Raw genomic sequence first — 24,490 nt, 5'->3', positions numbered from 1 at the left:
CGAGCCTATCGGCCCGTACCGACATCCTGGTCGTGCGGTTCCTCACCCTCCGGCTCCGCCAGCAGAAGCCGCTCCAGTGCCGCACGGTCCGGCAGATCGTCCGGCCGTACGACCTCGCCGCTGCGCACGTACAGGAACGCGGCGGTGACCGACTCCGGGGGCACACCCTGCTGCTCGGCCCAGGCGAGCCGGTAGACGGCGAGCTGGAGCGGGTCGGCGCTGCGGGTGCGGTTGGTCTTCCAGTCGACGATCTCGTACGTCGTCTCCGCGCCGTCGCCCTCCTTGTAGACGGCGTCGATACGGCCCCGGACCACGCGGCCCGCGATCTCCAGCTGGAAGGGCGCCTCGACGCGGTGGGGCGTGCGCCGGGCGTACGCGGTGCGTTCGAAGGCGTCCTTGAGGGCTTCCAGGTCGCGTTCGTCGGCGATCTCGGCCTCGCTTCCGGGCAATTCCTCCGGCTCCAGCATGGGCAGGGTGAGTTCCTCGAAGCGGGACTCGACCCAGGCGTGGAAGCGGGTGCCGCGACGGGCGGCGGGCTGCGGCGGGCGGGGCATCGGGCGGGCCAGCTCCTGGGCGAAGCCGTCCGGGTCGGCTGCCAGGCGCATCAGCTGGGACGCGGTCAGCGACGCGGGCAGGAGGACGTCGGTGACGCCTTCGCGGGCGCGCAGCAGCTCACCGGTGAGGGCGTCGAGGTCGCGGTCCCAGGAGGCGACGGCACGGGCCTCCTCCGGAGTGAGGCGGGCGGGCCTGCCCTTCCGGGCGCGCTCCGGGGCGCGGGGAGGCGTGTGTCGGGTGTCGGGGTCCGTGGGGTGGGCGCGCGGGCCCTCGGGGGCGCCCGCGTGGCTGTTCGTGTCCGGGGCCGTGGCCTGGTGCGGGACGGCCGGGCGGGCCGTCGTCCAGGAGTCCCAGTCGTCGTCCCCGGGATCCACGAAGGCCGCGGGGTCGACGGGGTCCGCGGGGTCGTCGAAGTCCTCCGGGAACGGCTCGTCCTCGTGGTGCGGCTCCGCGTAGGGCGGTTCTCCGTACGGCGGCTCCTCCTCGTCGGGGGGTGTCGGCCAGTCCGGGTCGTCGTAGGTGTCCGGGCCGTGTGTGGCCGCCGGGTGGGTGTCCGTGTGGGAGGCGGCGAGGTCCTCCAGGTGGGCGAGGACCGTCTCGGCGGCCGCCCGGCGCCGGGCCAGGGCGGTGTCGTCCAGGGGCAGGGGCCACACCTGGTCGGCGGATTCCTGGTGCAGGACGGGGTTCTCCTCGTCCTCGGCCGGTTCGTCGGCCCAGGCCTCGATCTCCCCGAAGCCCGCCGCGCAGTGGTCGTACAGCTCCCGCAGGAAGTCGGACGGGCCGCGCGGCCTCTTCTGGGTGGGGCCCCACCAGTGGCCGGAGCCGAGGAGGAGGGAGCGGGGGCGGGTGAAGGTGACGTAGCCGAGGCGGAGTTCCTCGGTGTGCTGGTGGTCCTTCATGGCCTCCTGGAAGGCCTTCAGACCGCGGGAGTCCCAGGAGGCGACGTCGGGCAGGGTGTCGGCGTCGCCGCGCAGGTCGTGCGGGAGCACCTTGCCCTGGGCGGTCCACTTCTCACGACCCTGCGTGCTGGGGAACGTGCCGGTGACCAGGCCGGGGACGGCCACGACGTCCCATTCCAGGCCCTTGGACTTGTGCGCGGTGAGCACCTTGACGGTGTTCTCGCCGCCGGGGAGGGCGTTGTCGAGGCCCTTCTCGTACTGGGCGGCGGTGCGCAGGAAGCCCAGGAAGGCCAGCAGGGAGGCCTCGCCGTCGCCGGCGGCGAACGAGGCGGCGACGTCGAGGAAGTTCGACAGGGTCTCGCGCCGGCGGGCCGCCAGGGCGTGCGGGGACGCCGAGAGCTCGACCTCCAGGCCGGTGACGGCCAGGACGCGGTGCAGGACGTCCATCAGGGGGTCGGCCAAGGAGCGGCGCAGGTCGCGCAGTTCGGCGGCCAGGCGGGCGAACCGCACGCGCGCGTCCGGGGAGAAGGGCAGCCCGTCGTCGTCCCTGTCGCCGTCGGTGCCGTAGAGGGGAGTCTCCAGGAACGTGTCGAGGGCGTCCGCGAGCGATATCACCTCGGAGGGGTCGACCCCCTCGACGGCCTCGGCCAGGCGGCGGTCCGGGTCGTCGTCGGCGTCCACGCGCGCGTGGGACACCAGGAACCGGGCGCGGCGTCCCAGGAGGGCGAGGTCGCGTGGGCCGATGCGCCAGCGCGGTCCGGTCAGCAGGCGGACCAGGGAGGCGTTGGCTCCGGGGTCCTGGAGGACCTCGCAGACGGCGACCAGGTCGGCGATCTCGGGCAGGTGCAGCAGGCCGGAGAGGCCGACGACCTCGACGGGGACGTCCCGGGCGACGAGCGCGCCCTGGATCTCGGCGAAGTCGGTGGCGGTACGGCACAGGACGGCGATCTCCCCGGGCGCCTTCCCGGTCCGCACGAGGTGCGCGACGGAGTCGGCGATCCAGTCGATCTCCTCGGCGTGGGTGCGCAGCAGGGCGCAGCGCACCAGCCCGTCGCGTTCGGCGCCGGGCGCGGGGCGCAGGGCCTCCACGCCCGCGTGCATGGCGCGCAGGGGCTCGGCGAGGCCGTTGGCGAGGTCCAGGAGGCGACCGCCGCTGCGGCGGTTCTCGCTGAGCGACTGGCGGGTGGCGGGGCGGCCGTCGGCGTGGGCGAAGTGCTCCGGGAAGTCGTCGAGGTTGGCGACCGAGGCGCCCCGCCAGCCGTAGATGGCCTGGCAGGGGTCGCCGACGGCGGTGACCGGATGTCCGGTGCCGCCCCCGAACAGGCCCGCCAGGAGGATCCGTTGGGCCACGGAGGTGTCCTGGTACTCGTCGAGGAGCACCACGCGGAACTCCTCCCGCAGGATGCTGCCCACCTCGGGGATCTGTGCGAGCCGGGCGGACAGGGCGATCTGGTCACCGAAGTCGAGCAGGTCGCGCTCGCGCTTGGCGGCGCGGTAGCGGACCACCAGGTCGGCGAGTTCACGGCGGGCGGCGGCCGCCTCGGGGACCTTGCGCAGGGCGTCGTTGGTGAGGCGGGCGCCCTCCAGGGTGCGCAGCAGTTCGGAGTCGTACGACCGGAGGGCCTCGGGGCGGACGAGGTGCTCGGCGAGTTCGGCGTCCAGTGCGAGGAGGTCGCTGACGAGGTCGGCGAAGGAGCGGGTGAGGGCCGGGTAGGGGCCGGGTGCCTCGCGCAACACCCGGGCGGCGAGCTGGAAGCGGGTGGCGTCGGCGAGCAGGCGGGAGGTCGGCTCCAGGCCGATGCGCAGGCCGTGGTCGGTCAGCAGGCGGCCCGCGAAGGCGTGGTAGGTGGAGATCACCGGCTCGCCCGGGGGGTTGTCCGGGTCGATGACGTCGGGGTCGGTGACGCCCGCCCTGATCAGCGCCTTGCGCACCCGCTCGGCGAGTTCGCCGGCGGCCTTGTTGGTGAACGTCAGACCGAGCACCTGTTCGGGGGCGACCTGGCCGGTGCCGACCAGCCAGACCACGCGGGCCGCCATCACCGTCGTCTTGCCCGACCCGGCACCGGCCACGATCACCTGCGGTGCGGGCGGCGCGGTGATGCAGGCCGTCTGCTCCGGGGTGAACGGGATACCGAGGAGCTCCTTGAGCTGATCGGGATCGGTGATACGGGCGGGCATGTCGGAGAGGCTAGCGGCGCACACTGACAGTCGAGGACGAATCGGCCCTCGGGTCGCAGGAAGCGCAGGTCAGCACGCGTGGTGCAACCGATCACACCGGTGCGCTCAGTCCACCACGTGCCGTCCCTCGGGCTGTGCGCTGCACGAGGCCCGGAACGCGCAGTGCGAGCAGTGCTGGCCCGCAGTCGGTGTGAACCGCTCGTCGAGGACCTTGCCGGCGGCCGTGGCCAGCAGGTCGCCGACCCACTCCCCCTCCAGCGGATCCTGCGCCTGCACCTTGGGCAGGGTCTCGCCGCCGTCCCGCTTGGCGGCGCCCTGGCGCAGCTGGACGAGTTCGGCGCCGCCGGGCTCCGGGCGTACGCCGTCGAAGGCCTCGTCGACGGCGCCCTCGCGGACGGCGAGCTGGTAGACGGCGAGCTGCGGGTGGCGCTCCACCTCGGCGGAACTCACGGACTGTTTGCCCGTCTTGAAGTCGACGACGTAGGCGCGGCCCTCGGCGTCGGTCTCCACGCGGTCCATCTGGCCGCGGATGCGCACCTCGACGTCGCCCGCTTCGAGGGTGACGTCGAAGTCGTGCTCGCTGGCGACCGGAGTGCGTCCGGTGCGGTCCATGACGTGCCACTTCAGGAAGCGTTCGAGCGCCACGCGCGCGTTGGCCTTCTCCTGCTCCGACTTCCAGGGGGCGTCGAAGGCGAGCGCGTTCCACACGGAGTCGAGGCGTTCCATGAGGACGGCGAGGTCGGCCGGGGAGTGTCCGGAGGCCACCTCGTCGGCGAGGACGTGTACGACGTTCCCGAAGCCCTGCGCGGCTGTCGCGGGCGCGTCGGCCTTCACCTCGCGGCCCAGGAACCACTGGAGGGCGCAGGTGTTGGCGAGCTGGTCGAGGGCGCTGCCGGAGAGCACGACGGGCTGGTCGCGGTCGCGCAGCGGCACCTTGGACTCGGTCGGCTCGAACATGCCCCACCAGCGGTAGGGGTGGGCGGACGGCACCAGGGGGCGGCCGTCCTCGTCGGCGAGCGCGGCGAGGCGGGCCAGCCGTTGGGCCGCCGCCTCCCTGAGGGTGTCCGAGACGCGCGGGTCGACGGTGGTGGCGCGGAGTTCGGCGACGAGGGCGGCCACGGACAGCGGGCGGCTGGGGCGGCCGGTGACGTCCCTGGGTTCGACGCCGAGTTCGGTCAGGAAGCGCGAGGGCTGGTCTCCGTCGTCGGCCGGGGCCTTCACCGCCGTGACGACGAGGCGCTCACGCGCGCGCGTGGCGGCCACGTAGAACAGGCGGCGCTCCTCGGCGAGCAGCGCGCCCGGGGTGAGCGGTTCGGCGAGTCCGTCGCGGCCGATGCGGTCGGCCTCCAGGAGGGAGCCCCGGCGGCGCAGGTCCGGCCACAGTCCCTCCTGGACGCCCGCGACGACCACCAGGCGCCACTGGAGCCCCTTGGAGCGGTGCGCGGTCATCAGACGGACGGCGTCGGGACGCACGGCACGCCGGGTGAGGGTGTCGGCGGCGATGTCCTCGGCGTCGATCTCCTCCAGGAAGTTGAGGGCGCCTCGGCCGCCGGTGCGCTCCTCCGCGCGCGCGGCGGTCGCGAACAGCGCGCACACGGCGTCGAGATCACGGTCCGCGTTGCGTCCGGCCGCGCCGCCGCGCCGGGCGGCCCGCTCCAGGCGCGCGGGCCACGGAGTGCCCTCCCACAGGTCCCACAGCGCCTCCTCGGCCGTGCCGCCGCCGGCGAGGCGCTCACGGGCCTTCCTGAGCAGCGCGCCGAGCCGCTGGGCACCGCGCGCGTACACGGGGTCGTGCACGGCCAGGCGCTCCGGCTCGGCCAGCGCCCGCGCGAGCAGTTCGTCGGAGGGCGGCGGCAGGGGGTTCCCGGCTGCCCGCTCCTCGTCGCGCAGGGCACGGCCGAGCCGGCGCAGGTCGGCGGCGTCCATGCCGGCGAGGGGGGAGGCGAGCAGGCTCAGAGCGGTTTCGGTGTCGAGCCAGGAGGTGTCGGAGCGCGGCTCACCGCCGGCGTCGGGGGCGGTCTCCTCGGTGCTTACGTCCTCCGCGCGTTCTTCGGTGCCCTCCTCTGAGCCTTCCTCTGCGCGTTCGGCTTCGGCGTCCCGCTCGACGGCCTCCGCCGTCTCCGCCGCCGCCACCGCCCGTAGGGCCGTCAGCAGGGGTGCCACGGCCGGTTCGTGGCGCAGCGGCAGGTCGTCGCCGTCGATGTCCAGGGGGACACCGGCGGAGGTGAGCGCACGGCGGACCGTCGGGATGGTGCGGGAGCCGGCGCGGACCAGGACGGCCATCTCGCCCCAGGGGACGCCGTCCTCCAGATGCGCCCGGCGCAGGATGTCGGCGATGTTGTCCAGCTCGGTGCCGGGCGTCGGGTACGTGTAGACCTCGACGCGGCCGCCGTCCCGGACAGGGGCCAGTTCCCGGTGGGCGCGCACCTTGTCGGCGGGGAGCCGGGTCAGCGGCATGCGCTGGGTCAGCAGCCGGGTCGCGGTGAGCAGCGCGGCGCCGGAGCGGCGGGAGGTGCGCAGCACCTCGACGGGGGCGGGGCGGCCGTCCGCGCGCGGGAAGTCCTGGGGGAACTCCAGGATGCCGTTCACGTCGGCACCGCGGAAGGCGTAGATCGACTGGTCGGGGTCGCCGAAGGCGACCAGGGTGCGGCCGCCGCCGGCGAGGGCGTGCAGCAGCCGTACCTGTGCCGGGTCGGTGTCCTGGTACTCGTCGACGAAGACGGCGTCGTATTGCCCCGCGAGCCGTGCGGCGACCGCCGGGCGGTGGGCGAGCAGGACGGCGCGGTGGACCAGCTCGGCGTAGTCGAGCACACCCTGGAGGTCGAGGACGTCCAGGTACTCGGCGAGGAAGGCGGCCGCGGCACGCCAGTCGGGGCGGCCGATGCGGCGGGCGAAGGCGTCCAGGGCGTCGGGGCCGAGGCCCAGTTCGCGGCTGCGGGCGAGGACCGCGCGGACCTCGTCGGCGAAGCCACGGGTGGTCAGACAGGCGCGCAGGTCGTCCGGCCAGCGCACGTGCGCGAGGCCGAGCCGTTCCAGGTCGGGCTGGCCCGCGAGCAGCTCGCGTACGGCGACGTCCTGTTCGGGGCCGGACAGCAGCCGCAGCGGCTCCACGAACAGGTCGCTGTCCTGGTGGGCGCGGACCAGGGCGTAGCAGAACGAGTGGAAGGTGGTCGCCTGGGGCGCGCGCGCCGCTCCGGTGCGCAGCGCCATGCGGTCGCGCAGCTCGACGGCCGCCTTGCGGCTGAACGTCAGCACGAGCACGCGCGCGGGGTCACCGCCCCGGGCGATTCGCGCCGCCACCGACTCGACGAGCGTCGTGGTCTTCCCGGTGCCCGGACCTGCGAGAACGAGCAGAGGGCCGGTGCGGTGGTCAACCACGGAGCGCTGTGCGGCGTCCAGACGAGGGGGGTCCGGACGGGCCGGCGGGGTACGCACCAGTCGGTAAGCGCCACGGTTCCCCTGTCGCACCTGGGAGTGCGACAGGCGCCTGGTGGAGGAAGAGGAGCTCACGTGGTTCGCCGGTCCTGGTGGGTGTGCTGTTGGAAGGACCACCACGCGTGGAGGGCGGTGGCCGGGGGATGAGGGGGACGCGCGCAGCCGACGCTACGCCGACGAGAGGTGCGGAAGCAGGGCTTCCCCTTCTTCCCTCACGGCACCCGTGCCACGGACGCCCCTCGCCCCACGAACGTACGGCATGCCACGGACGTGCCCGGTTTGTCCTGTGTCCCTCGTACGGACGTCAAGGTGCCCCTGGACCGGTCCGATGGCGGAAGCTGTCAGGTGTGACCCTCCGCGCCTTCACCGCCGTCCCAGCGCGCCCGTCTCATGTCGAGGCGCGGCAGGTGGCTCTCGGCGGCTCTGCCCGCCTGCTTCAGCGGCGTCCCCTCGGCGCGGTAGTGGCCGAGCGCCTCCAGCTCGTGGCCCGGGAGCAGGGCACCGTCCGCGCGCACGACGCGCCACCACGGAACGGCGCCCCCGTAGAGCGCCATGACGCGACCGACCTGACGGGGGCCGCCCTCCTCCAGCCACTCGGCGACGTCGCCGTAGGTCATGACCCGCCCTGGCGGGATCCCCTCGGCGACGTCGAGGACCCGCTCGGCGTACTCCGGCAGCGCGTCCGCGGGCTCGACTGGCTCGCCACGGCTGCCGGAATGGCTGCCGTTGAGAAGGCTGTCCTCGGCATGGCGGGCGTCGGCACGGCGGTCGTCCGGAAGGCTCTCCTCGCTCATCCGTCCCATCCTGCCCCACCCCACCGACAACGTGACGCGCTCGTCACCGGGCGTATCCCTCGCCCCCGGGCAGCGCTTCGGGCAGACTGTGCGCCCCCGCATGTGCACCCTGATACCCCCGCGTGTCGGTGGGGCATGCCACCATCGTGCGGGCGGTGACCGGTGATACGAGATCAAGAAGAGACGATGAAGCAACAGGGTGTACACCCGGAGGATGCGGAGAGCACCTCTGATGCTTCGTCGCGCCCGGGCACCGGCGAGGCGGGCACACCGGACACCGCCAAAAAGCCGCCTGCGGACAAGCCCGCGCCGGCCGCCGAGGAACCGGACGAGGTCTACGCCGACGAGGTGGAGGGCGACGAACCGCTGCTCCCCGCGCGCGTGCACCGCCCTTCGGACCTGATGCGGCTGGTGGTCGGCGTGCTGGCCGTCGCCCTGCTCATCGGGATCGCCGCGTTCGCGCACGGCACCACCTCGGGGCTCGAACAGGACATCAACAAGGGCACCGGGCAGGCACCCGACCTGCTGATCAAGATCGCGGGACTGGCCTCCAGCATCGCGATCCTCCTCGTGCCCGTCGCGTTCGCCATCGAGCGGCTCATCAAGCGGGACGGCCTGCGCATCGCCGACGGTGTGCTCGCGGCGGTGCTCGCGCACGGGGTGACGCTCGCCACCGACCTGTGGGTCGCCCAGGCCGCCCCCGACTCGATCCAGGAGGCGCTGACCCAGCCCTCCCCCGGCGACATCCACGCGCTCACCGATCCCGTGCACGGCTATCTGGCCCCCGTCATCGCCTACATGACGGCCGTCGGCATGTCGCGCAGGCCGCGCTGGCGGGCGGTGCTGTGGATCGTGCTGATGCTCGACGCGTTCTCGATGCTCGTCACCGGCTACACCACGCCGTTCTCGATCATCCTGACGGTGCTGATCGGCTGGACCGTCGCCTACGGCACGCTGTACGCGGTCGGCTCGCCCAATGTGCGTCCCACCGGCCGGACCCTGATGGCGGGCCTGCGGACGGTCGGTTTCCGCCCGGTGAGCGCGGCCCGTGAGGAGGCACACGAGACCGCGGAGACCGGCGACCGCGGCCGGCGCTACTTCGTCACCCTGGAGGACGGCCCGCCGCTGGACGTGACGGTCGTCGACCGGGAACAGCAGGCCCAGGGCTTCTTCTACCGGGCCTGGCGCAACCTGACGCTGCGCGGCTTCGCCACCCGCTCCAGCCTCCCGTCGCTGCGGCAGGCACTGGAGCAGGAGGCGCTGCTGGCGTACGCGGCGATCGCGGCCGGCGCCAACGCGCCCAAGCTGATCGCCACCTCCGAGCTGGGTCCCGACGCGGTGATGCTCGTCTACGAGCACACCGGAGGCCGCACGCTCGACTCGCTCCCGGACGAGGAGATCACCGACGACCTCCTGCGGGAGACCTGGCACCAGGTACGGGCCCTGCAGTCCCGGCGTATCGCGCACCGCAGGCTGGTGGGTGACGCGATCTTGGTGGATCGTTCCGGCACGGTGATCCTCACCGACCTGCGCGTCGGCGAGATCGCGGCGGGCGATCTGCTGCTGCGGATGGACGTCTCCCAGCTGCTGGTGACGCTCGGCCTCAGAGTGGGCGCCGAACGCGCGGTGGACGCGGCGCTGAGCGTGCTCGGACCCGACGCGGTGGCCGACTGTCTGCCGATGCTCCAGCCCATCGCGCTGAGCCGCTCCACGCGCGCGACGCTGCGCTCCCTGGCCAGGGAGCGCGCCCAGCGCGAGCGCGACGCGATCCTGGAGGCGTCCCGGCATGCCAAGCAGGCCCGCCTGGAGGAGGCCTCCGAGGACACCAGGCCCGTACTCGAAAAGCCCGACAAGAAGGCCGTGAAGGCGGAGCAGCGGGCCGAGAAGCGGGCCATCGACGAGGCGGTGGAGGAGGCCCGTGAGGAGGATCTGCTCACCCAGATCCGCCACCAGGTGCTGCTGATCCGGCCGCAGGCACCGGTCGAACCGGCCCGGCTGGAGCGGGTGCGGCCGCGGACGCTGATCAGTTTCATCGCCGGCGCGATCGGCGCGTACTTCCTGCTGACGCAGCTCACGCACATCGAGTTCGGTCCGCTCATCGAGAACGCCGAGTGGGGCTGGGTCGCGGCGGCCGTCGCGTTCTCCGCGCTGAGCTATGTGGCGGCGGCGATGGCCCTGCTGGGCTTCGTGCCGGAGCGGGTGCCGTTCGTGCGGACCGTGGCGGCGCAGGTCGCCGGTTCGTTCGTGAAGATCGTCGCGCCCGCGGCGGTGGGCGGCGTCGCCCTCAACACGCGTTTCCTTCAGCGCGCGGGGGTGCGGCCGGGGCTCGCCGTGGCGAGTGTCGGCGCGTCGCAACTGTTCGGGCTCGGCTGCCACATCGTGATGCTGTTGTCCTTCGGCTATCTGACCGGCACCGAGAAGACGCCGTCGCTCTCGCCGTCCCGGACGGTCATCGCGGGTCTGCTGACGGTGGCCGTGCTCGTGCTCGTGGTGACCTCGGTGCCGTTCCTCAGGAAATTCGTCGTCACGCGCGTGAGGTCGCTGTTCGCGGGTGTCGTGCCGCGCATGCTCGACGTGCTCCAGCGGCCGCAGAAGCTGGTCACCGGCATCGGCGGCATGCTCGCACTGACCGCCTGCTTCGTGATGTGCCTGGACGCGTCGATCCGCGCCTTCGGCACCGAGGGGTCCTCGATCAGCATCGCCAGCGTCGCCGTCGTGTTCCTCGCGGGCAACGCGCTGGGCTCGGCGGCCCCCACCCCGGGTGGTGTGGGCGCGGTGGAGGCGACCCTGACGGTCGGTCTGATCGCCGTGGGTCTGGAGAAGGAGGTCGCCGCCCCGGCGGTCCTGCTGTTCCGACTGCTGACGCTGTGGCTTCCGGTGCTGCCGGGCTGGCTGGCCTTCAACCACCTGTCCCGCAAGGGATCGCTGTAGAGCTGTAGAGACGGGCACGCGTGCGTACCTCGTACGGCTCGTGTCCCGAGCGTTCGTCCGTGGGCGACCGCAGGATGGGAGCATGCCGAATCCTCCCCGCCTGCGCGCCGTTGCCCTGACCGCCTCCGTCGCCCTGCTCTCCACCCTCCTGGCGGGCTGCGGCGACGACTCCGAGGACCAGGATCTGACGGCCCAGAAGCTGAGCTGGAAGGACTGCCCTGCCCCGTCCCCGGCGCAGGGCGGTGGTGACGCCCCTTCGCCTCTGCCCGGCGGTGGCGAGTGGCAGTGCGCCACCATGAAGGCACCGCTCGACTGGGACAGGCCCAAGGGCGACAGGATCGGCCTGGCGCTGATCCGGGCGAGGGCGAGCGGCGAAGAGAGCCGGCGGATCGGCTCGCTGATCTTCAACTTCGGCGGTCCCGGCGGTTCGGGCGTCACCACGCTGCCCGCCTTCGGCGCGGACTACGAGAAACTGCGCACACGCTACGACCTGGTGAGCTTCGACCCCCGCGGGGTCGGTCGCAGCGCCGGGGTGGAGTGCCTGAACGACGGGCAGCTCGACGCGTACTTCCAGCAGGACGCGACGCCCGACGACGCGGCCGAACGCACCGAACTGCTCGACAACACCAAGGAGTTCAACGCGGCCTGCGAGGACAACTCCGCGAAGGTGCTCCCGCATGTGCACACCACCGACGCGGCCCGCGACATGGATCTGATGCGCCAGGTCCTCGGCGACGACAGACTGCACTACTTCGGCATCTCCTACGGCACCGAACTCGGCGGCGTCTACGCCCACTTGTTCCCCGGGCGCGTCGGCCGCGCGGTCTTCGACGCGGTCGTCGACCCGACGCAGGACCCCGAACAGGGCTCGCTCAGCCAGGCCAGGGGCTTCCAGCTGGCCCTCGACAACTTCGCCGAGGACTGCGTCTCGAAGACCGAGGACTGCCCGATCGGCGACAGCGCGCAGGACGTCGTGAACCGCATCGCCAAGCTGCTCAAGGACCTGGACGGCAAGCCCCTGCCCGGCATCGGCCCGCGCCGGCTGACCCAGACCGCGGCGACCGGCGGCGTCGCCCAGGCCCTGTACTCCAAGGACTACTGGGACTTCCTCACCGAGGGCCTCGACCAGGCCTACGACGGCAACGGCCAGATGCTGATGTTCCTGTCCGACGCGATGAACGGGCGCGACCAGAACGGCGAGTACAGCAACCTCACCGCGGCCAACGTGGCCATCAACTGCGCCGACGACAAGCCGCGTTACACGGCAGCCCAGGTGCAGCGGAAGCTGCCCGGGTTCCGGGCGGCCTCCGCCCTGTTCGGCGACTACCTCGCCTGGTCCATGCTCAGCTGCGCCGACTGGGCCGTGACGGGCGCCGCCGACCATCCGGACGTGAGCGCGCCGGGATCCGCGCCGATCCTCGTCGTGGGCAACACCGGCGACCCGGCCACGCCGTACGAGGGCGCGCGGAAGATGGTGGACGCCCTGGGCAAGGGGGTGGGCGTCGAGCTGACGTACAAGGGGCAGGGGCACGGGGCCTACGACAGCAAGGACCCGTGCGTACGGGCCGCGGTGGACGGCTATCTGCTGGACGGGAGGGTTCCGGCGGCTGGGACCGTGTGCTCCTGACCCGCGCCATCGTCCCGTCTCGCCCACACCGCTGCTCTGTCCTGCCCGCACCACCGTCCTGCCTCACCCGCACCACCGCTCTGTCCCATCCGCACCACCGCTCTGTCCCACCCGCACCACCGCCCCGCCTCGACGTATGTGCAGGTCAGAGAGTTATCCACAGGTCTCCGCGATCGACGGATCGTCTGCCTACCATGGCCTGACTGCCATCCGCGGCACACGGCGGACGGCCTGCGAGGGGGGACGTGCGATGACGCGATTCGGATGGTGGACGGCCTGGTGTGCCGCGGCCGCGGTGCTCGTGGCCGGGTGCAGCGGCGGATCGTCGGGGGACGACAAGGCGGGTGGTTCGCCGGAGGGGCCCTCCGCCACCGCCCTCGCGCTGCCTTCCTCCCTGACCTCGCAGAAGCCCGACTGGGGCCGCTGCACGGCCACCGCGGACTCCACCGCGCCGGGCAGGGACTGGCAGTGCGCGACGCTGAAGGTGCCGTTGGACTGGGCGAAGCCCGACGGCGAGACGATCGGCCTGGCGCTGATCCGGACCAGAGCTCGAGGTGAGGACCGCATCGGGTCACTGCTGTTCAACTTCGGCGGTCCCGGCAGCTCGGGGGTCTCCACCATGCCCGCGTACGCCGCTGTCGTCTCCTCGTTGCGCGAGCGGTACGACCTGGTCAGCTGGGATCCGCGCGGGGTGGGCCTGAGCAAGCGTGTCCGCTGCCGCGACGACGAGGAGATCCAGGCCTCCGAGTCGGTGGACATCACTCCCGACACCCAGGCCGAGGAGCGGGCCTACCTCCAGGACTCCAGCACCTTCGGCAAGGGCTGCGCGAGGAACGCCGGCCCCTTGCTGGGCCACGTCTCGACCACCGACACCGCCCGCGACATGGACCTGCTCCGGCAGGTGCTCGGCGACCGCCGGACCCACTACTTCGGCATCTCGTACGGCACCGAACTCGGGGGCGTGTACGCCCATTTGTTCCCCCGCAAGGTCGGCAGGCTGGTCCTCGACGCGGTTGTCGACCCGAGCGCCGACGTCGTCGGGCACCGGGAGAACCAGGCCCGGGGATTCCAGCGCGCGCTGAACTCCTACCTCGAATCCACCGGAGAGGATCCCGAGCGGGGATCACGGAGGATCGCCGCGCTGCTGGACCGGATCGACGCCGATCCGCTGCCGACGGCATCGGAACGGAAGCTGACCCAGGCGCTCGCCTTCATCGGCATCATCCTGCCGCTGTACAGCCAGGACGGCTGGCCGACCCTCACCAGCGCCCTGGAGGCCGCCGAGCGGGGCGACGGTTCGGAGCTCCTGGCCCTCGCCGACGAGTACAACGAGCGCGACCCGTCGGGGCACTACGGCACGGCCTCCCATTCCCAACGGGCCATATCGTGCCTGGACGACAGGCAGCGGCCGACGGTCGCGGAGGCGAAGAAGCTGCTGCCGAGGCTGGAGAAGATTTCGCCCGTGTTCGGGAGCGCCTTGGGCTGGGACACCGCCGGCTCGTGCCACGACTGGCCGGTGGCCGGGCAGTACGACACCCCGGAGGTGAGCGCGCCCGGGGCGGCACCGGTCCTCGTCGTGGGCAACACGGGCGACCCGGCGACGCCCTACGAGGGCACCCGCAGGATGGCGGACGAGCTGGGCGAGGGTGTCGGAGTGGTGCTCACCTGGAAGGGCGAGGGGCATGGGGCGTACGGCAGGGGGAGCGACTGTGTCGACGCGACGGTGAACGCGTATCTGCTGGAGGGCGAGGTGCCCGAGGACGGCAAGGTCTGCTCATGACGGCGGCGGGGGTCCCGGGCACCCACAGCGCCCGGAACCCCCGCCGACACAACGGTTCTCACCGACACGACGGCTCTCACCGTCAGGGCGAGGAAGCCTGCTCAGTACACCGGCTTGCTCGGCTCGATCTGGTTGACCCAGCCGATCACACCGCCGCCGACGTGCACGGCGTCCGAGAAGCCCGCGGACTTCAGGACCGCGAGGACTTCCGCACTACGGACACCCGTCTTGCAGTGCAAGACGATCTTCTTGTCCTGCGGGAGGCTCTCCAGGGCGGTGCCCATGAGGAACTCGTTCTTCGGGATCAGCTTGGCGCCGGGGATCGAGACGATCTCGTACTCGTTGATCTCGCGGACGTCGATGATCTCGATGTTCTCGCCGTCGTCGATCCACTCCTTGAGCTGCTTGGGAGTGATCGTCGAGCCGGCGGCCGCCTCCTGGGCCTCCTCGGAGACGACGCCGCAGAAGGCCTCGTAGTCGATGAGCTCGGTGACGGTCGGGTTCTCGCCGCAGACCGCGCAGTTCGGGTCCTTGCGCACCTTGACCTGGCGGTACTGCATCTCCAGGGCGTCGTAGATCATCAGGCGGCCGACGAGCGGCTCGCCCGTGCCGGTGAGGACCTTGATGGCCTCGGTGACCTGGATGGAGCCGATGGACGCGCACAGCACGCCGAGCACGCCGCCCTCGGCGCAGGAGGGGACCATGCCGGGGGGCGGGGGCTCCGGGTAGAGGCAGCGGTAGCAGGGGCCGTGCTCGGACCAGAAGACGGAGGCCTGGCCGTCGAAGCGGTAGATCGAGCCCCACACGTACGGCTTGTTCAGCAGCACGCAGGCGTCGTTGACCAGGTAGCGGGTGGCGAAGTTGTCCGTGCCGTCCACGATCAGGTCGTACTGGCTGAAGATGTCCATCACGTTGTCGGCCTCGAGCCGCTCCTCGTGAAGGATCACGTTCACGTACGGGTTGATGCCGAGGACGGAGTCGCGCGCGGACTCGGCCTTCGAGCGGCCGATGTCGGCCTGGCTGTGGATGATCTGGCGCTGGAGGTTCGACTCGTCGACCTCGTCGAACTCCACGATGCCCAGCGTGCCCACGCCCGCCGCGGCGAGGTACATCAGCGCCGGCGAGCCCAGGCCGCCGGCGCCCACACAGAGCACCTTGGCGTTCTTCAGCCGCTTCTGCCCGTCCATCCCGACGTCGGGGATGATCAGGTGGCGGGAGTACCTGCGGACCTCGTCTACGGTGAGCTCGGCAGCGGGCTCGACCAGGGGTGGCAGCGACACGGGGACTCCGTTGGTCGGTCAATCATTACGGTTGTTCTCCCCGTAACAGTGCCATGGCCTTTTTCATTCCGAGACACCTGTTCCGATCCGCGAGACGATGTCGTCCCAGTAGCCGGGCATGGTCTGCCATGGGGCGTTGCGGACGGAGCGGTTCGCGCGGTTTGTGCGGTCCATGCTGTTTGTAATGTTCGTGCGGTCCGTGAAGTAGATGGTGGCCGCACCCTGCCAGCGGGCGATGCGGAGAGCCTCCTCCAAGTGGGGGCCGGGCACGCCGTGGACCAGGTGGCAGAAGCGGTCGGGCGGGTGGTCGGCGGTCCACTCGGGCGCCTGGGACCAGCGGTACTCGCTCCACGGACCGGAGAACGTGACCAACTGGTCGGCGATCTCGGCGTAGCCGGGATACGGGTGGACGCCGTGGCCGAGGACGATGTGGGCGTTGTCCCGGAGCGCGCGGAGCGTGGTGACCGTGCGGCGGATCTCGGGGAGCGCGGTGTGGTCGGACGGGCAGTGGTCCAGGAGGAAGCCGTCGACCTGGTACCACTCGATGTAGCGGTGCGCGTCGGAGATCACCTCCCCGAAGACGCGGGCGCCGTACGTCGTGTCGAGGTGGCCGAGGACCCGGACGCCCGCGTTGCGCAGACGTCCGGCCGCCTCCAGGCAGTGCGGGTCGGGGCGGCTGCCGGGGCCGTCGTCGGTGACGTGGAGGACGACCCAGTGCAAGGGGGTGTCGGGGCGGGTGAGTTCGCCCCACTCGGCCGGGGCCACGAGCGGGTGGGCGAGGCCCGGGATGCCGAAGCCGGGGCGGAGTTCGGTCCGGGGCGTGATCGTTCGCGTGCTGGTCAGATGCGGCATGCCGCCTCCATCCAGATGTCGGCGAGGGACTCCTCCAGGTTGATCCGGGGGCGCCAGCCGAGCCGGTCGCGGGCGGTGCGTACGTCGGCCTGCTGCCAGCTGCCGCAGCCGTCCGGGTACGGGTACGCGACCGGGGCGGTGTGGTCCGGCTCCGCGCGGGGGTGGCCGATGGTCGGCCTGAGGTGCGGGCCGGGCGGACCGGGCGGGCCGTCCAGTTCGTGGAGGGCGCCGCCGTATCCGGCGACCCGGGCGAGGGTCGCGGCGGCGTCGCGGAGTCGGATGGCGCGGCCCGAGCCGATGTTGATGACGCCCTGTGCGGCGGAGAGCGAGGCGGCGTGCACGGCGCGGGCGACGTCGCGTACGTCGACGAAGTCGCGTTGGACGCCCAGCCCGCCGAGCTTGAGCTCGCCGTCGCCGGACTGCATGGCGCGGCGCATGGCCTCGGCCAGGCGGCCCAGGGGGGAGCCGGCCGGGGTGCCGGGGCCTGCCGGGGAGAAGACGCGGAGGACCACCGCGTCCAGGCCTGAGCCGAGGACGAGTTCGGTGGCCGCGAGTTTGCTGACGCCGTACGGGCCGCCGGGGCGGGGGACCGCGTCCTCAGCCGTGGAGGAGCCGGGCTGGCTGGGGCCGTACTCGGCTCCGCAGCCGATCTGGACGAGCCGGGCGCCGCAGCCGCTGCGGCGGAGGGCCTCGCAGACGGTGGCGACGGCGACGGTGTTGTGGCGGGTGAGGTCGCGGGCGCCGCCTCGGGTGGCGCCGGCGCAGTTGACGACTACGCCGGGGTGGACCGCGTCGAGGAAGCGGGTGAGGGCGCCGGGGCTGCCGGACGCCAGGTCGAAGCGGACGTCGGCGTCGTCGCCTCGGCCCAGGGCCGTGAGCTGGACGGCGGGGTCGGCCAGGAGGCGGTCGGCGACGTAGCGGCCGATGTAGCCGTTGGCTCCGATCAGCAGGACTCTCATCGGGGGGCTCCCGGGGGTTTGGGGCGGGAGGTGGTCATGTGGGTGGGCTCCTTCGGAGGGGGCGGGCTGGGGGTGGTGGGTTGCGGTGCGGATGCCTGCGGCGCCTGTGCGGCTTCGGTGGGGGTGCGCGTAGCGCCTACGGTTCGGGGGGTGGGTCGGGGCCGGGGCGGGGGGTCTCCGTCCTCGGTCCGGCGGAACTGTGTCTCCGGGTAGTACTGCGTGTCGGACGCCGGCCGCTGCGGGCGGACACCCCCCGCCCCGTCCCCTCACCGCCGTCGGCGGCTACTTCGAACACACCGGGCGGCTGTCCCCACCTCAGGGGCGCGGGGAACTGCGCGACCAGCCACGATGCGCCTGCAGACGTCCTACGACCTTCCGCGGCACCCCCCGTGGAACACTCCCGTTGCGTCAGCACCCTCGCTCCGGTTGTGCGTGGGCCGATGCTCGCGTCAGCGTGCGGGTTGCGTGGATGAGGAGGATCAGCGCGCCGGTGCCGCAGGTGAGGGTCTGGATGGTGGTCGGGCCCCAGAGGGTGGTGAGCGTTCGGACGGGGGCGGCCAGGGCGTCGCAGCCGGGGAGGCGGGCGGCGAAGACCGTGGCCAGGGCGGTGGCCTGGGCCGCTGCGGTGGCCCTGAGGATGACCACCGGGGCGTGGGTGAAGCCGTGGACGGTGAGGAGGCGGGCCAGGAGGAGGAGGGCGCCGAGGGTGAGGGTCTGGGCGTAGGGGGGCGGCTCGTTCAGGGTCGGGCCGGAGACCGCGAGGAGGGCGGCGAGGGTGGCCAGGAACAGGGTGAACGTGCCGAGCAGGAGCGGGCGTACGGAGGCGGCGAAGTCCTCCAGGCCTCGGCTGGCCGTCAGTTTGCGGCGGGCGCGGGCTGCCAGGAGGTGGGCGCTCCAGGCCGCGGGGGCGCAGGCCCAGGTGAGGGCGAGGGCCGGGGTGGTGACGAGGGGCCAGGGGCTGTCGGGAGTGCCGTCGGGCAGGCTGTCGGGGCCGCCGGTCAGGGCCGCTCGGAGCAGGCCGTCGCCGAGGAGGGCGTAGGCGAGGAGCCAGTACGTCCAGGTGCTTGAGCCGGGCCGGTGGGTGGCGGGCCTTCTCGTGCTCAGCGGGCCTCGGGCGAGTGCCGCGCGCACGGCCAGGGCCACGGCGAGGATGCCTACGGCGGCCACCGCGAGGCGTGCCCTGCCGTGGGTGAGGTGCAGGCCGGCCAGTGTCGCCGTGCAGAGCGTGCCGGGGAGGAGCGCCCTCAGGGCCCAGCCGGCGCGGGAGCCGGGGGGCTCCGGCGGGGCGAGGGGTGTGGGTGTGTCGCCGTCGCGGGGGATCCTCGCGTACATCTCCTCCGCGAGGGAGAAGACGTCTCGGTGGCGGAAGCGGGCCGCCGTGCGGTCGGTGACGCCGTGGGCCTCCAGGCCTGCCGCGATCTCCAGGGGGTCGACCGCCCGTTCGCAGAGTTCGCGGTGCCGGTGCATCAGGGCCTTCACCGGGTCGGCCGCGGTACGGCGAGTGGTGGTCGGGGGTGGGGTGTGGCCGGGGGCCCGCTCGGCGGACGGTTCATGGAGTTCGGGGGGTGCGACCGGGGCGGGCTGCTCCTCGGTGTTCGTCGTCTCCGGGAGCCACTCCTGTGATCGTTCGTCCCATGCCGCGGCGCCTGCGGGAGGGCCGGGGCGGTCCAGTTCGCCGAGGTCGCTCATCACGCTCCCTCCGTCGCGGGGATCGGGGTGGTCGCCCGTACCGGGGGACCCGCGGCCCAGGTGGGGCCGCCGCGGGCGACGAGGCGGGCCGTCGGGCCGGTCCAGCGGCCGGGGACGTGGGCCTCGGCGGGGGCGGCGAAGGGCAGGGGTTCACCGGTGTCGTCCAGGAGCACGCGGCGGACGGGGGTGCGCGAGACGATCTCCAGGTAAATGCCGTGAAATGCCGTGATGTTCTGTTCCACGGTGAACAGTTCGAGCGCGCGGGCCCGGGCGGCCGCGCCCAGGCGTGCGCGGCGCTCGGGGTCGCGCAGCAGCACCACGCACGCCTCGGCGAGCGCCCGTGGGTTGCGCGGGGGGACGACGAGTCCGGTGCCGCCGATGACCTCCACGACGGCGCCGACGTCGGTGGACACGGTGGCCCGGCCGCAGAACATGGCCTCGACCAGGCCGAGCGGGAAACCCTCGACCACGCTGGACAGGACGGTCACGGCGCCCGCGGCGTACGCGTCGGCGAGGGTGGGCAGCTCCGGGCCGCCGATCTCCTCGAAGGAGACGGGGTTGTCGCCGACGGCGTGCGGGCCGTCGGCCTCGTCGGGGAAGAGCTGGGCGGCCAGGGCCCGGCAGTGGCCGAGGTAGGCCTTGCCCTCGGGGCCGGAGGGCGCGCCGATGATCCGCAGGCGGGTCTTGGGCTCCTCCTTGCGGATGTCCGCGAAGGCGTGCAGCAGCGAGACCAGGTCCTTGGCCGGTTCCACCCGGCCCACCCAGACGAGGGTCTCCGGGTCGGCGCACTCCGGCGACTCGCCGACCTCCGCGAAGCGGGTGGCGTCCATGCCGGGGTAGACCGTGCGGAGCTTGTCGCGGTGGGCGCCGCAGCGCTCCTGCCAGCGGCGGGCGTGGGCGTTGCCGGGCGTGACGATCGTGGCCCGGCCGTAGGTCTCGGCGGCGAGCCTGCCGTGGAAGGCGGTGAGCAGGGCGCGGACGGCGGGCGAGGACTCCGCGGCGTTCAGGTAGTGCGTGCGCAGCCGCACGCCGTACTCGGTGACCAGCAGGGGCACGCCGGCGAAGTGGTGCGCGAGCAGGCCGGGCAGGGCGGCCGGGCCGCCGGAGGTCGCGTGGCACAGGTCGACCGCGCCGAGGCCGTCGTCCTCGTACCAGTCGAGCGAGAGGGGGCGCAGGGCTTGTTCCAGGTGCGCGGCGACAGCGAGCAGATCGGGGACGCGCGCCTCGCGCGCCGCACGGGGAGCGCCCGGCGCGCGACAGGCGCGTTCCAGGGCGCGCACGGCCCCCTCGGAGCGGAGTGCTCCCACCAGCCCGCCCTCGTCGCGGGCGAGTTCGGCGAGCCCGTACAGCGCGTTGGCGAAACGGTCCGCCTCAGTGGCCGGAGCCTCCACGGGGCCCCCTGCACACAGGGCCGCCACCAGCTCGCCGTAGCACTCGGTGAACCGTCTGCGCGCCCGTCGTCCGTGGACGACGCCGTCGTCCTCCGCCGTCCACAGCGGCGCGGTGATCACCCTGTTGACCTGCGGCGGCAGCGGGACCCAGCCCTCGTCCTCCTGGGCCTCGCTGCGGCTGAGCGCATAGATGTCGAACTCGTGTTGATCGAGCCCGCGTACGAGCCGGTCGCACCAGAGCTTGGCGTCACCGCTCACATACGGATAGCCACCCTCCGTAAGCAGTCCTATACGCACGAGTGCACCCCCGATCTCCCGTATGGGGAGCCGCCGTTGGCCCGGCGGCTCGCAGCGGGACGAACGTATGCGGACAAGGCGGTGGCGCGACGGACGGTTGTCCATCGCGCCACCAAAAGGGGTGAACGGACGTAACTTTCCCGTGCGGATCGCGTTCGATCGCGCTAAGAGATCAAGCAGTTACGTTTCGTCAGGTCGCGGCCGGTTCGCGTCGGGCCGTTCTGCGCCGGGTGGCGGCCTCCGGGTCGAGTGCCGGTACGGCGGCCAGGAGTTGCCGGGTGTAGGGGTCGCGCGGGGTGTCGTACACCTCGTCGGCGGGGCCCGACTCGACGATCCGGCCGCGGCGCATCACCGCGACCCGGTCGCTGACCTGGCGGACGACGGCGAGGTCGTGCGCGACGAAGACGAGCGCCAGCCCCAGTTCGCGCTGGAGTTCGCCGAGCAGGGCGACCACCTGGGCCTGGGTGGTGACGTCCAGCGCGGAGACGGGCTCGTCGCAGACGATGACGCGCGGGTCGGCGGCGAGCGCCCGCGCGATGCCCACGCGCTGGCGCTGTCCGCCGCTGAACTCGTGCGGGTAGCGGTCGTGGTGCGCCGCCTCCAGTCCCACACGCTCCAGCAGGTCCCGCACGCGCCCCCTGATGCGGGCCTCGTCGCGTTCGCCTCTCGCGCGGAGCGGGTCGGCGATCGACTCGCCCACGGTGCGGCGGGGGTTGAGGGAGGAGACGGGGTCCTGGAAGACCATCTGCACGGCCGGATTCACGCCCAAGCGCGCGTGCCCGTCGTGGCGGACCTCCCCCGCCGTCGGCTCCAGGAGCCCCACGAGCATGCGGCCCAGGGTCGTCTTGCCGCTGCCGCTCTCCCCCACGATGCCGAGCGTCTCGCCGCGGCGGATCGTGAGCGACACGTCGTCCACGGCCGCGAACGCCCGCTTCCCGCGCCCGAACTCCCGTCGCAGGCCGACCGCCTCGACGACGACCTCGGCGGACCCGGCCGCCCCGGATCCCGAGGACGCCAAGGACCCCGAGGACGCCAAGGACGCCTGGGTCCGGGCCCTCGGCGCGTCCACCCGCGGTACCGCGTCCAGCAGTTCCCTCGTGTACGCCTCGGACGGCGCCGCCAGCACCGCGCCGACCCGCCCGCGCTCCACCGCCCGCCCGTGCCGCATGACCAGGACGTCGTCCACGCTCTCGGCGGCGACACCCACGTCGTGCGTGACGAGCAGCAGGCCCATGCCGGTCTCCTCGCGCAGCGTGTGCAGCAGGTCGAGGATCTGGGCCTGGACGGTGACGTCGAGCGCGGTCGTCGGCTCGTCGGCGATCAGCAGGTCGGGCTCGCAGGACAGCGCCATGGCGATGAGGGCGCGTTGGCGCATGCCGCCACTGAACTCGTGCGGGCGGGAGCGGGATCGCCGTACGGCGTCCGGGATTCCCACGCGGTCGAGGACCTCCACCGCACGCGCGCGTGCCGCCCGTCGCGACGCGCGCGTGTGCACGCGGTACACCTCGGCGATCTGGTCGCCGATCGCGTAGTACGGATCCAGGGACGACAGCGGGTCCTGGAAGACCATCGCGGCCTTGGCGCCCCGCAGCCGCCGCAGTTCGTCCTCCGAGGCAGCTCCTACGTCGGTCCCGGCCACCTCGACCGAGCCGGCGACGCGCGCGCCCGTGCCGCGGTGCAGCCCCAGCAGGGCGGCGGCGACCGTGGACTTGCCGGAACCGGACTCGCCGACCAGGGCGAGGGCGGCGCCCTGCTCCAGCGTGAAGGAGAGCCCGTCGACGGCCCGCAGGGACCCGAACTCGACCGTCAGGTCCGTGACGTTCACCAGACTCATGCCAGCACCACCCGTCGGTCGGCCACCGCGTACAGCACGTCCGCGACGGCGTTGGCGACGACCACGAAGAATCCGATGACCAGGACCATCCCGACGACGACCGGGAGGTCGACCACGTTGACCGCGTGGACCAGTTCCTGTCCGATGCCGGGCAGGCCGAAGAGTGTCTCGGTGAGCACCGCGCCGCCGACCGCGCTGCCGAAGTTGTTGGCGTTGAGCGCGATGACGGGCGCGAGTGCTCCGCGCAGCGCGTGCCGGGCGACGACGGCCCGCTCGCCGACGCCGTACGCCCTGAAGGTCCGGATGTGGTCCTCGGTCAGCGTCTCCAGCATCGACGAGCGGGTCAGCCGGGCGAACGCGGCGGCCTCGATGAGGGCGAGCGAGAGCCAGGGCAGCAGCAGGTTCCACGCCCACTGCTCCGGGTCGTCGGTGAGGCCGACGTACTGCGGGAACGGCAGCAGTTGGAGCTGTCCGCAGACGACGATCATCAGGACCAGGCCGATGACGAAGACCGGTGTGGCCACGCCGACGAGCGTGACGCCGGTCAGCAGCCGCTCGGTGAGCCGGCCGCGCCGCCAGGCGGAGAGGACGCCGGTGCCGACGCCGAGGACCAGCCAGATCACCATCGCGCCGAACACGAGCGACAGGCTGACCGGCAGCTTCGTCAGGATCAGTTGGGTGACCTGCTGGTCGCTCTGGTACGACAGGCCCAGGCACGGCGCCGAGCAGTGCTGCACGGACGTGCCCGTCGAGTAGTCCTGTCCGGCCACGAGGCCCTCCAGGAAGTGCCAGTAGCGCACGTACAGCGGGTCGTGGAGATGCAGTTGCTCGGCGACCTGCTGGATCTGGGCGGGCGAGCAGCGCGGGCCGCAGGTGATCTGGGCGACGTTGCCGGGAGTGACGTAGAAGACGACGTAGACGATCACCGAGATGGCGAGCAGGGTGACGAGGGCGCCGATGAGCCGGCGCAGGAGGAATCCGCCGAAGCCGCTCATGCCCTGGCCTCCCTCTTGCGGCCGGTGCCGATGCGCAGCCGGGACGCCGCGCGCGGGTCCAGCGCCGTGCGGACGCCGTCGCCGAGGACGGTCAGGGCGAGGACGGTCAGGAAGAGCGCTCCGGCGGGCAGCAGCAGGTACTGCGGGGCGGCCTGGTACCAGACGTCGGCGGCGGTGAGCATCTGCCCCCAGGACGGCGTGGGCGGTTTCACGCCGACGCCGAGGAAGGACAGAGCGGCCTCGACGGTGATGTTGGACGGGGCGAGCAGTGCCGCGTAGGTGATGACCGGCGCGGCGAGCCCCGGCAGCAGTTCGCGGCGGGCGATCCGCCAGGTCCCCCAGCCGCTGAGCCGGGCCGCGGCGACGTAGTCGAGTTCCTTGAGGGTGAGCGTCTGGGCGCGCACGATCTTCGCGATGTTGCCCCACCCGATGAGCCCGATGACGAGGGCGACCAGCACGGGCCGCGGGAAGCTCGACGGCACGATCGCCAGCAACGCCAGCGCCATGATCATGAGCGGCATCGCCACGATGATGTCCGTGAACCGGCTCAACAGTTGATCAACCCATCGGTTCCCGAGCGCGGCGGCGACACCGAGCGTCACGCCGATGACGACCTGGACGACGGTCGCGGCCAGCGCGACCCCCAGGGAGACCCGCGCCCCGTAGACCAGCCGCGCGAACAGGTCGCGGCCGGTCTGCGGTTCCACGCCGAGCCAGTGGTCCCCACCGATGCCTCCGAAGGACCCGATGGGCACGCCGCCGCGGGCCGAGTCCACCAGGGCGGGGTGGTACGTGGTGGGGTCCTGGCCCTCCAGCGCGGTCAGCAGCGGCGCGGCGAGCGCGACCAGGACGAGCAGGGCGACGAGGGCCCCCGCGACCAGGGCGGCGCGCTGCGCTCGCAGCCGCCGCCAGAACTGACGGGCCCCCGAGGCCGCCGGGACGGGATCCACGCCCGTCCCGGCGACCTCGGCGGCGACAAGTGCCTCGCTCACGG

At 72.8% G+C, this 24,490-nt stretch carries 14 protein-coding genes; 3 read left to right on the top strand and 11 right to left on the bottom strand.

Going from position 1 to position 24,490, the window contains the following annotated elements; genetic code table 11:
- Positions 1-5: 5 nt before the first annotated feature.
- From K4B79_RS12955 to K4B79_RS12945, 3 genes are all read right to left on the bottom strand, one after another.
- Positions 6-3,632 (bottom strand): ATP-dependent helicase, encoded by a 3,627-nt coding sequence (locus K4B79_RS12955; protein WP_232026670.1) that lies wholly within the window; start codon positions 3,630-3,632, stop codon positions 6-8.
- 105 nt (positions 3,633-3,737) lie between these two features.
- Positions 3,738-7,142, bottom strand: coding sequence for an ATP-dependent helicase (locus K4B79_RS12950; RefSeq protein ID WP_232026669.1), 3,405 nt, complete (start codon positions 7,140-7,142; stop codon positions 3,738-3,740).
- A gap of 266 nt (positions 7,143-7,408) precedes the next feature.
- Positions 7,409-7,861, bottom strand: a complete 453-nt coding sequence (locus K4B79_RS12945) for an MGMT family protein (protein ID WP_232026668.1) — start codon at positions 7,859-7,861, stop codon at positions 7,409-7,411.
- 186 nt (positions 7,862-8,047) lie between these two features.
- Between K4B79_RS12945 and K4B79_RS12940 the strand changes: the two genes are divergently transcribed.
- From K4B79_RS12940 to K4B79_RS12930, 3 genes are all read left to right on the top strand, one after another.
- Positions 8,048-10,792 (top strand): lysylphosphatidylglycerol synthase domain-containing protein, encoded by a 2,745-nt coding sequence (locus K4B79_RS12940; RefSeq protein WP_232026667.1) that lies wholly within the window; start codon positions 8,048-8,050, stop codon positions 10,790-10,792.
- Between the two features lie 82 nt (positions 10,793-10,874).
- Positions 10,875-12,419 carry an alpha/beta hydrolase gene (locus K4B79_RS12935; RefSeq protein WP_232026666.1) on the top strand — a complete coding sequence of 515 codons (1,545 nt, stop codon included), beginning with the start codon at positions 10,875-10,877 and terminating at the stop codon, positions 12,417-12,419.
- 250 nt (positions 12,420-12,669) lie between these two features.
- Positions 12,670-14,199 carry an alpha/beta hydrolase gene (locus K4B79_RS12930; RefSeq protein ID WP_232026665.1) on the top strand — a complete coding sequence of 510 codons (1,530 nt, stop codon included), beginning with the start codon at positions 12,670-12,672 and terminating at the stop codon, positions 14,197-14,199.
- A gap of 101 nt (positions 14,200-14,300) precedes the next feature.
- On the opposite strand, the gene moeZ is transcribed toward K4B79_RS12930, so the two are convergent.
- The 8 genes from moeZ to K4B79_RS12890 form a co-directional block, all read right to left on the bottom strand.
- Positions 14,301-15,479, bottom strand: coding sequence for an adenylyltransferase/sulfurtransferase MoeZ (gene moeZ / locus K4B79_RS12925; RefSeq protein WP_232026664.1), 1,179 nt, complete (start codon positions 15,477-15,479; stop codon positions 14,301-14,303).
- A 63-nt stretch (positions 15,480-15,542) separates the two neighbouring features.
- Positions 15,543-16,331, bottom strand: coding sequence for a spherulation-specific family 4 protein (locus K4B79_RS12920; protein ID WP_232026663.1), 789 nt, complete (start codon positions 16,329-16,331; stop codon positions 15,543-15,545).
- On the bottom strand, positions 16,319-17,290 hold the full coding sequence (locus K4B79_RS12915; RefSeq protein WP_232026662.1) for an NAD-dependent epimerase/dehydratase family protein: 972 nt from the start codon (positions 17,288-17,290) through the stop codon (positions 16,319-16,321). Before K4B79_RS12915 ends, K4B79_RS12920 begins: the two co-directional genes overlap by 13 nt.
- 408 nt (positions 17,291-17,698) lie before the next feature.
- On the bottom strand, positions 17,699-18,979 hold the full coding sequence (locus K4B79_RS12910) for a hypothetical protein (RefSeq protein ID WP_232026661.1): 1,281 nt from the start codon (positions 18,977-18,979) through the stop codon (positions 17,699-17,701).
- A complete protein-coding gene (locus tag K4B79_RS12905) occupies positions 18,979-20,667 on the bottom strand; it encodes a DUF3492 domain-containing protein (protein ID WP_232026660.1) in 1,689 nt (562 codons plus the stop codon). Before K4B79_RS12905 ends, K4B79_RS12910 begins: the two co-directional genes overlap by 1 nt.
- Positions 20,668-20,857: 190 nt before the next feature.
- The gene (locus K4B79_RS12900; RefSeq protein WP_232026659.1) at positions 20,858-22,501 is read right to left on the bottom strand and encodes a dipeptide ABC transporter ATP-binding protein; all 1,644 of its coding nucleotides are present in this window, start codon (positions 22,499-22,501) and stop codon (positions 20,858-20,860) included.
- Positions 22,498-23,496: an ABC transporter permease gene (locus tag K4B79_RS12895; RefSeq protein WP_232026658.1), complete on the bottom strand. Its 999-nt coding sequence runs from the start codon at positions 23,494-23,496 to the stop codon at positions 22,498-22,500. The genes K4B79_RS12900 and K4B79_RS12895 overlap by 4 nt, the downstream gene beginning before the upstream one ends.
- Positions 23,493-24,488, bottom strand: coding sequence for an ABC transporter permease (locus K4B79_RS12890; protein ID WP_232026657.1), 996 nt, complete (start codon positions 24,486-24,488; stop codon positions 23,493-23,495). Before K4B79_RS12890 ends, K4B79_RS12895 begins: the two co-directional genes overlap by 4 nt.
- Between the last annotated feature and the right edge of the window lie 2 nt (positions 24,489-24,490).

The sequence above is a fragment of the Streptomyces lincolnensis genome (genome assembly GCF_021173675.1).
Taxonomy (GTDB): Bacteria; Actinomycetota; Actinomycetes; order Streptomycetales; family Streptomycetaceae; genus Streptomyces; species Streptomyces lincolnensis_B.
The sequence above is the reverse complement of the archived record's forward strand: the minus strand, read 5'-3'. Positions and strand labels throughout refer to the sequence as shown.

Bases quoted from the DNA above. Each gene is read 5' to 3' on its own strand.
- K4B79_RS12935 (WP_232026666.1), top strand. From the start codon at position 10,875: ATGCCGAATCCTCCCCGCCTGCGCGCCGTTGCCCTGACCGCCTCCGTC.
- K4B79_RS12940 (WP_232026667.1), top strand. From the start codon at position 8,048: ATGAAGCAACAGGGTGTACACCCGGAGGATGCGGAGAGCACCTCTGAT.
- K4B79_RS12910 (WP_232026661.1), bottom strand. From the start codon at position 18,979: ATGAGCGACCTCGGCGAACTGGACCGCCCCGGCCCTCCCGCAGGCGCC.
- K4B79_RS12945 (WP_232026668.1), bottom strand. From the start codon at position 7,861: ATGAGCGAGGAGAGCCTTCCGGACGACCGCCGTGCCGACGCCCGCCAT.
- K4B79_RS12900 (WP_232026659.1), bottom strand. From the start codon at position 22,501: ATGAGTCTGGTGAACGTCACGGACCTGACGGTCGAGTTCGGGTCCCTG.
- K4B79_RS12895 (WP_232026658.1), bottom strand. From the start codon at position 23,496: ATGAGCGGCTTCGGCGGATTCCTCCTGCGCCGGCTCATCGGCGCCCTC.
- K4B79_RS12930 (WP_232026665.1), top strand. From the start codon at position 12,670: ATGACGCGATTCGGATGGTGGACGGCCTGGTGTGCCGCGGCCGCGGTG.
- K4B79_RS12920 (WP_232026663.1), bottom strand. From the start codon at position 16,331: ATGCCGCATCTGACCAGCACGCGAACGATCACGCCCCGGACCGAACTC.
- K4B79_RS12915 (WP_232026662.1), bottom strand. From the start codon at position 17,290: ATGAGAGTCCTGCTGATCGGAGCCAACGGCTACATCGGCCGCTACGTC.
- K4B79_RS12955 (WP_232026670.1), bottom strand. From the start codon at position 3,632: ATGCCCGCCCGTATCACCGATCCCGATCAGCTCAAGGAGCTCCTCGGT.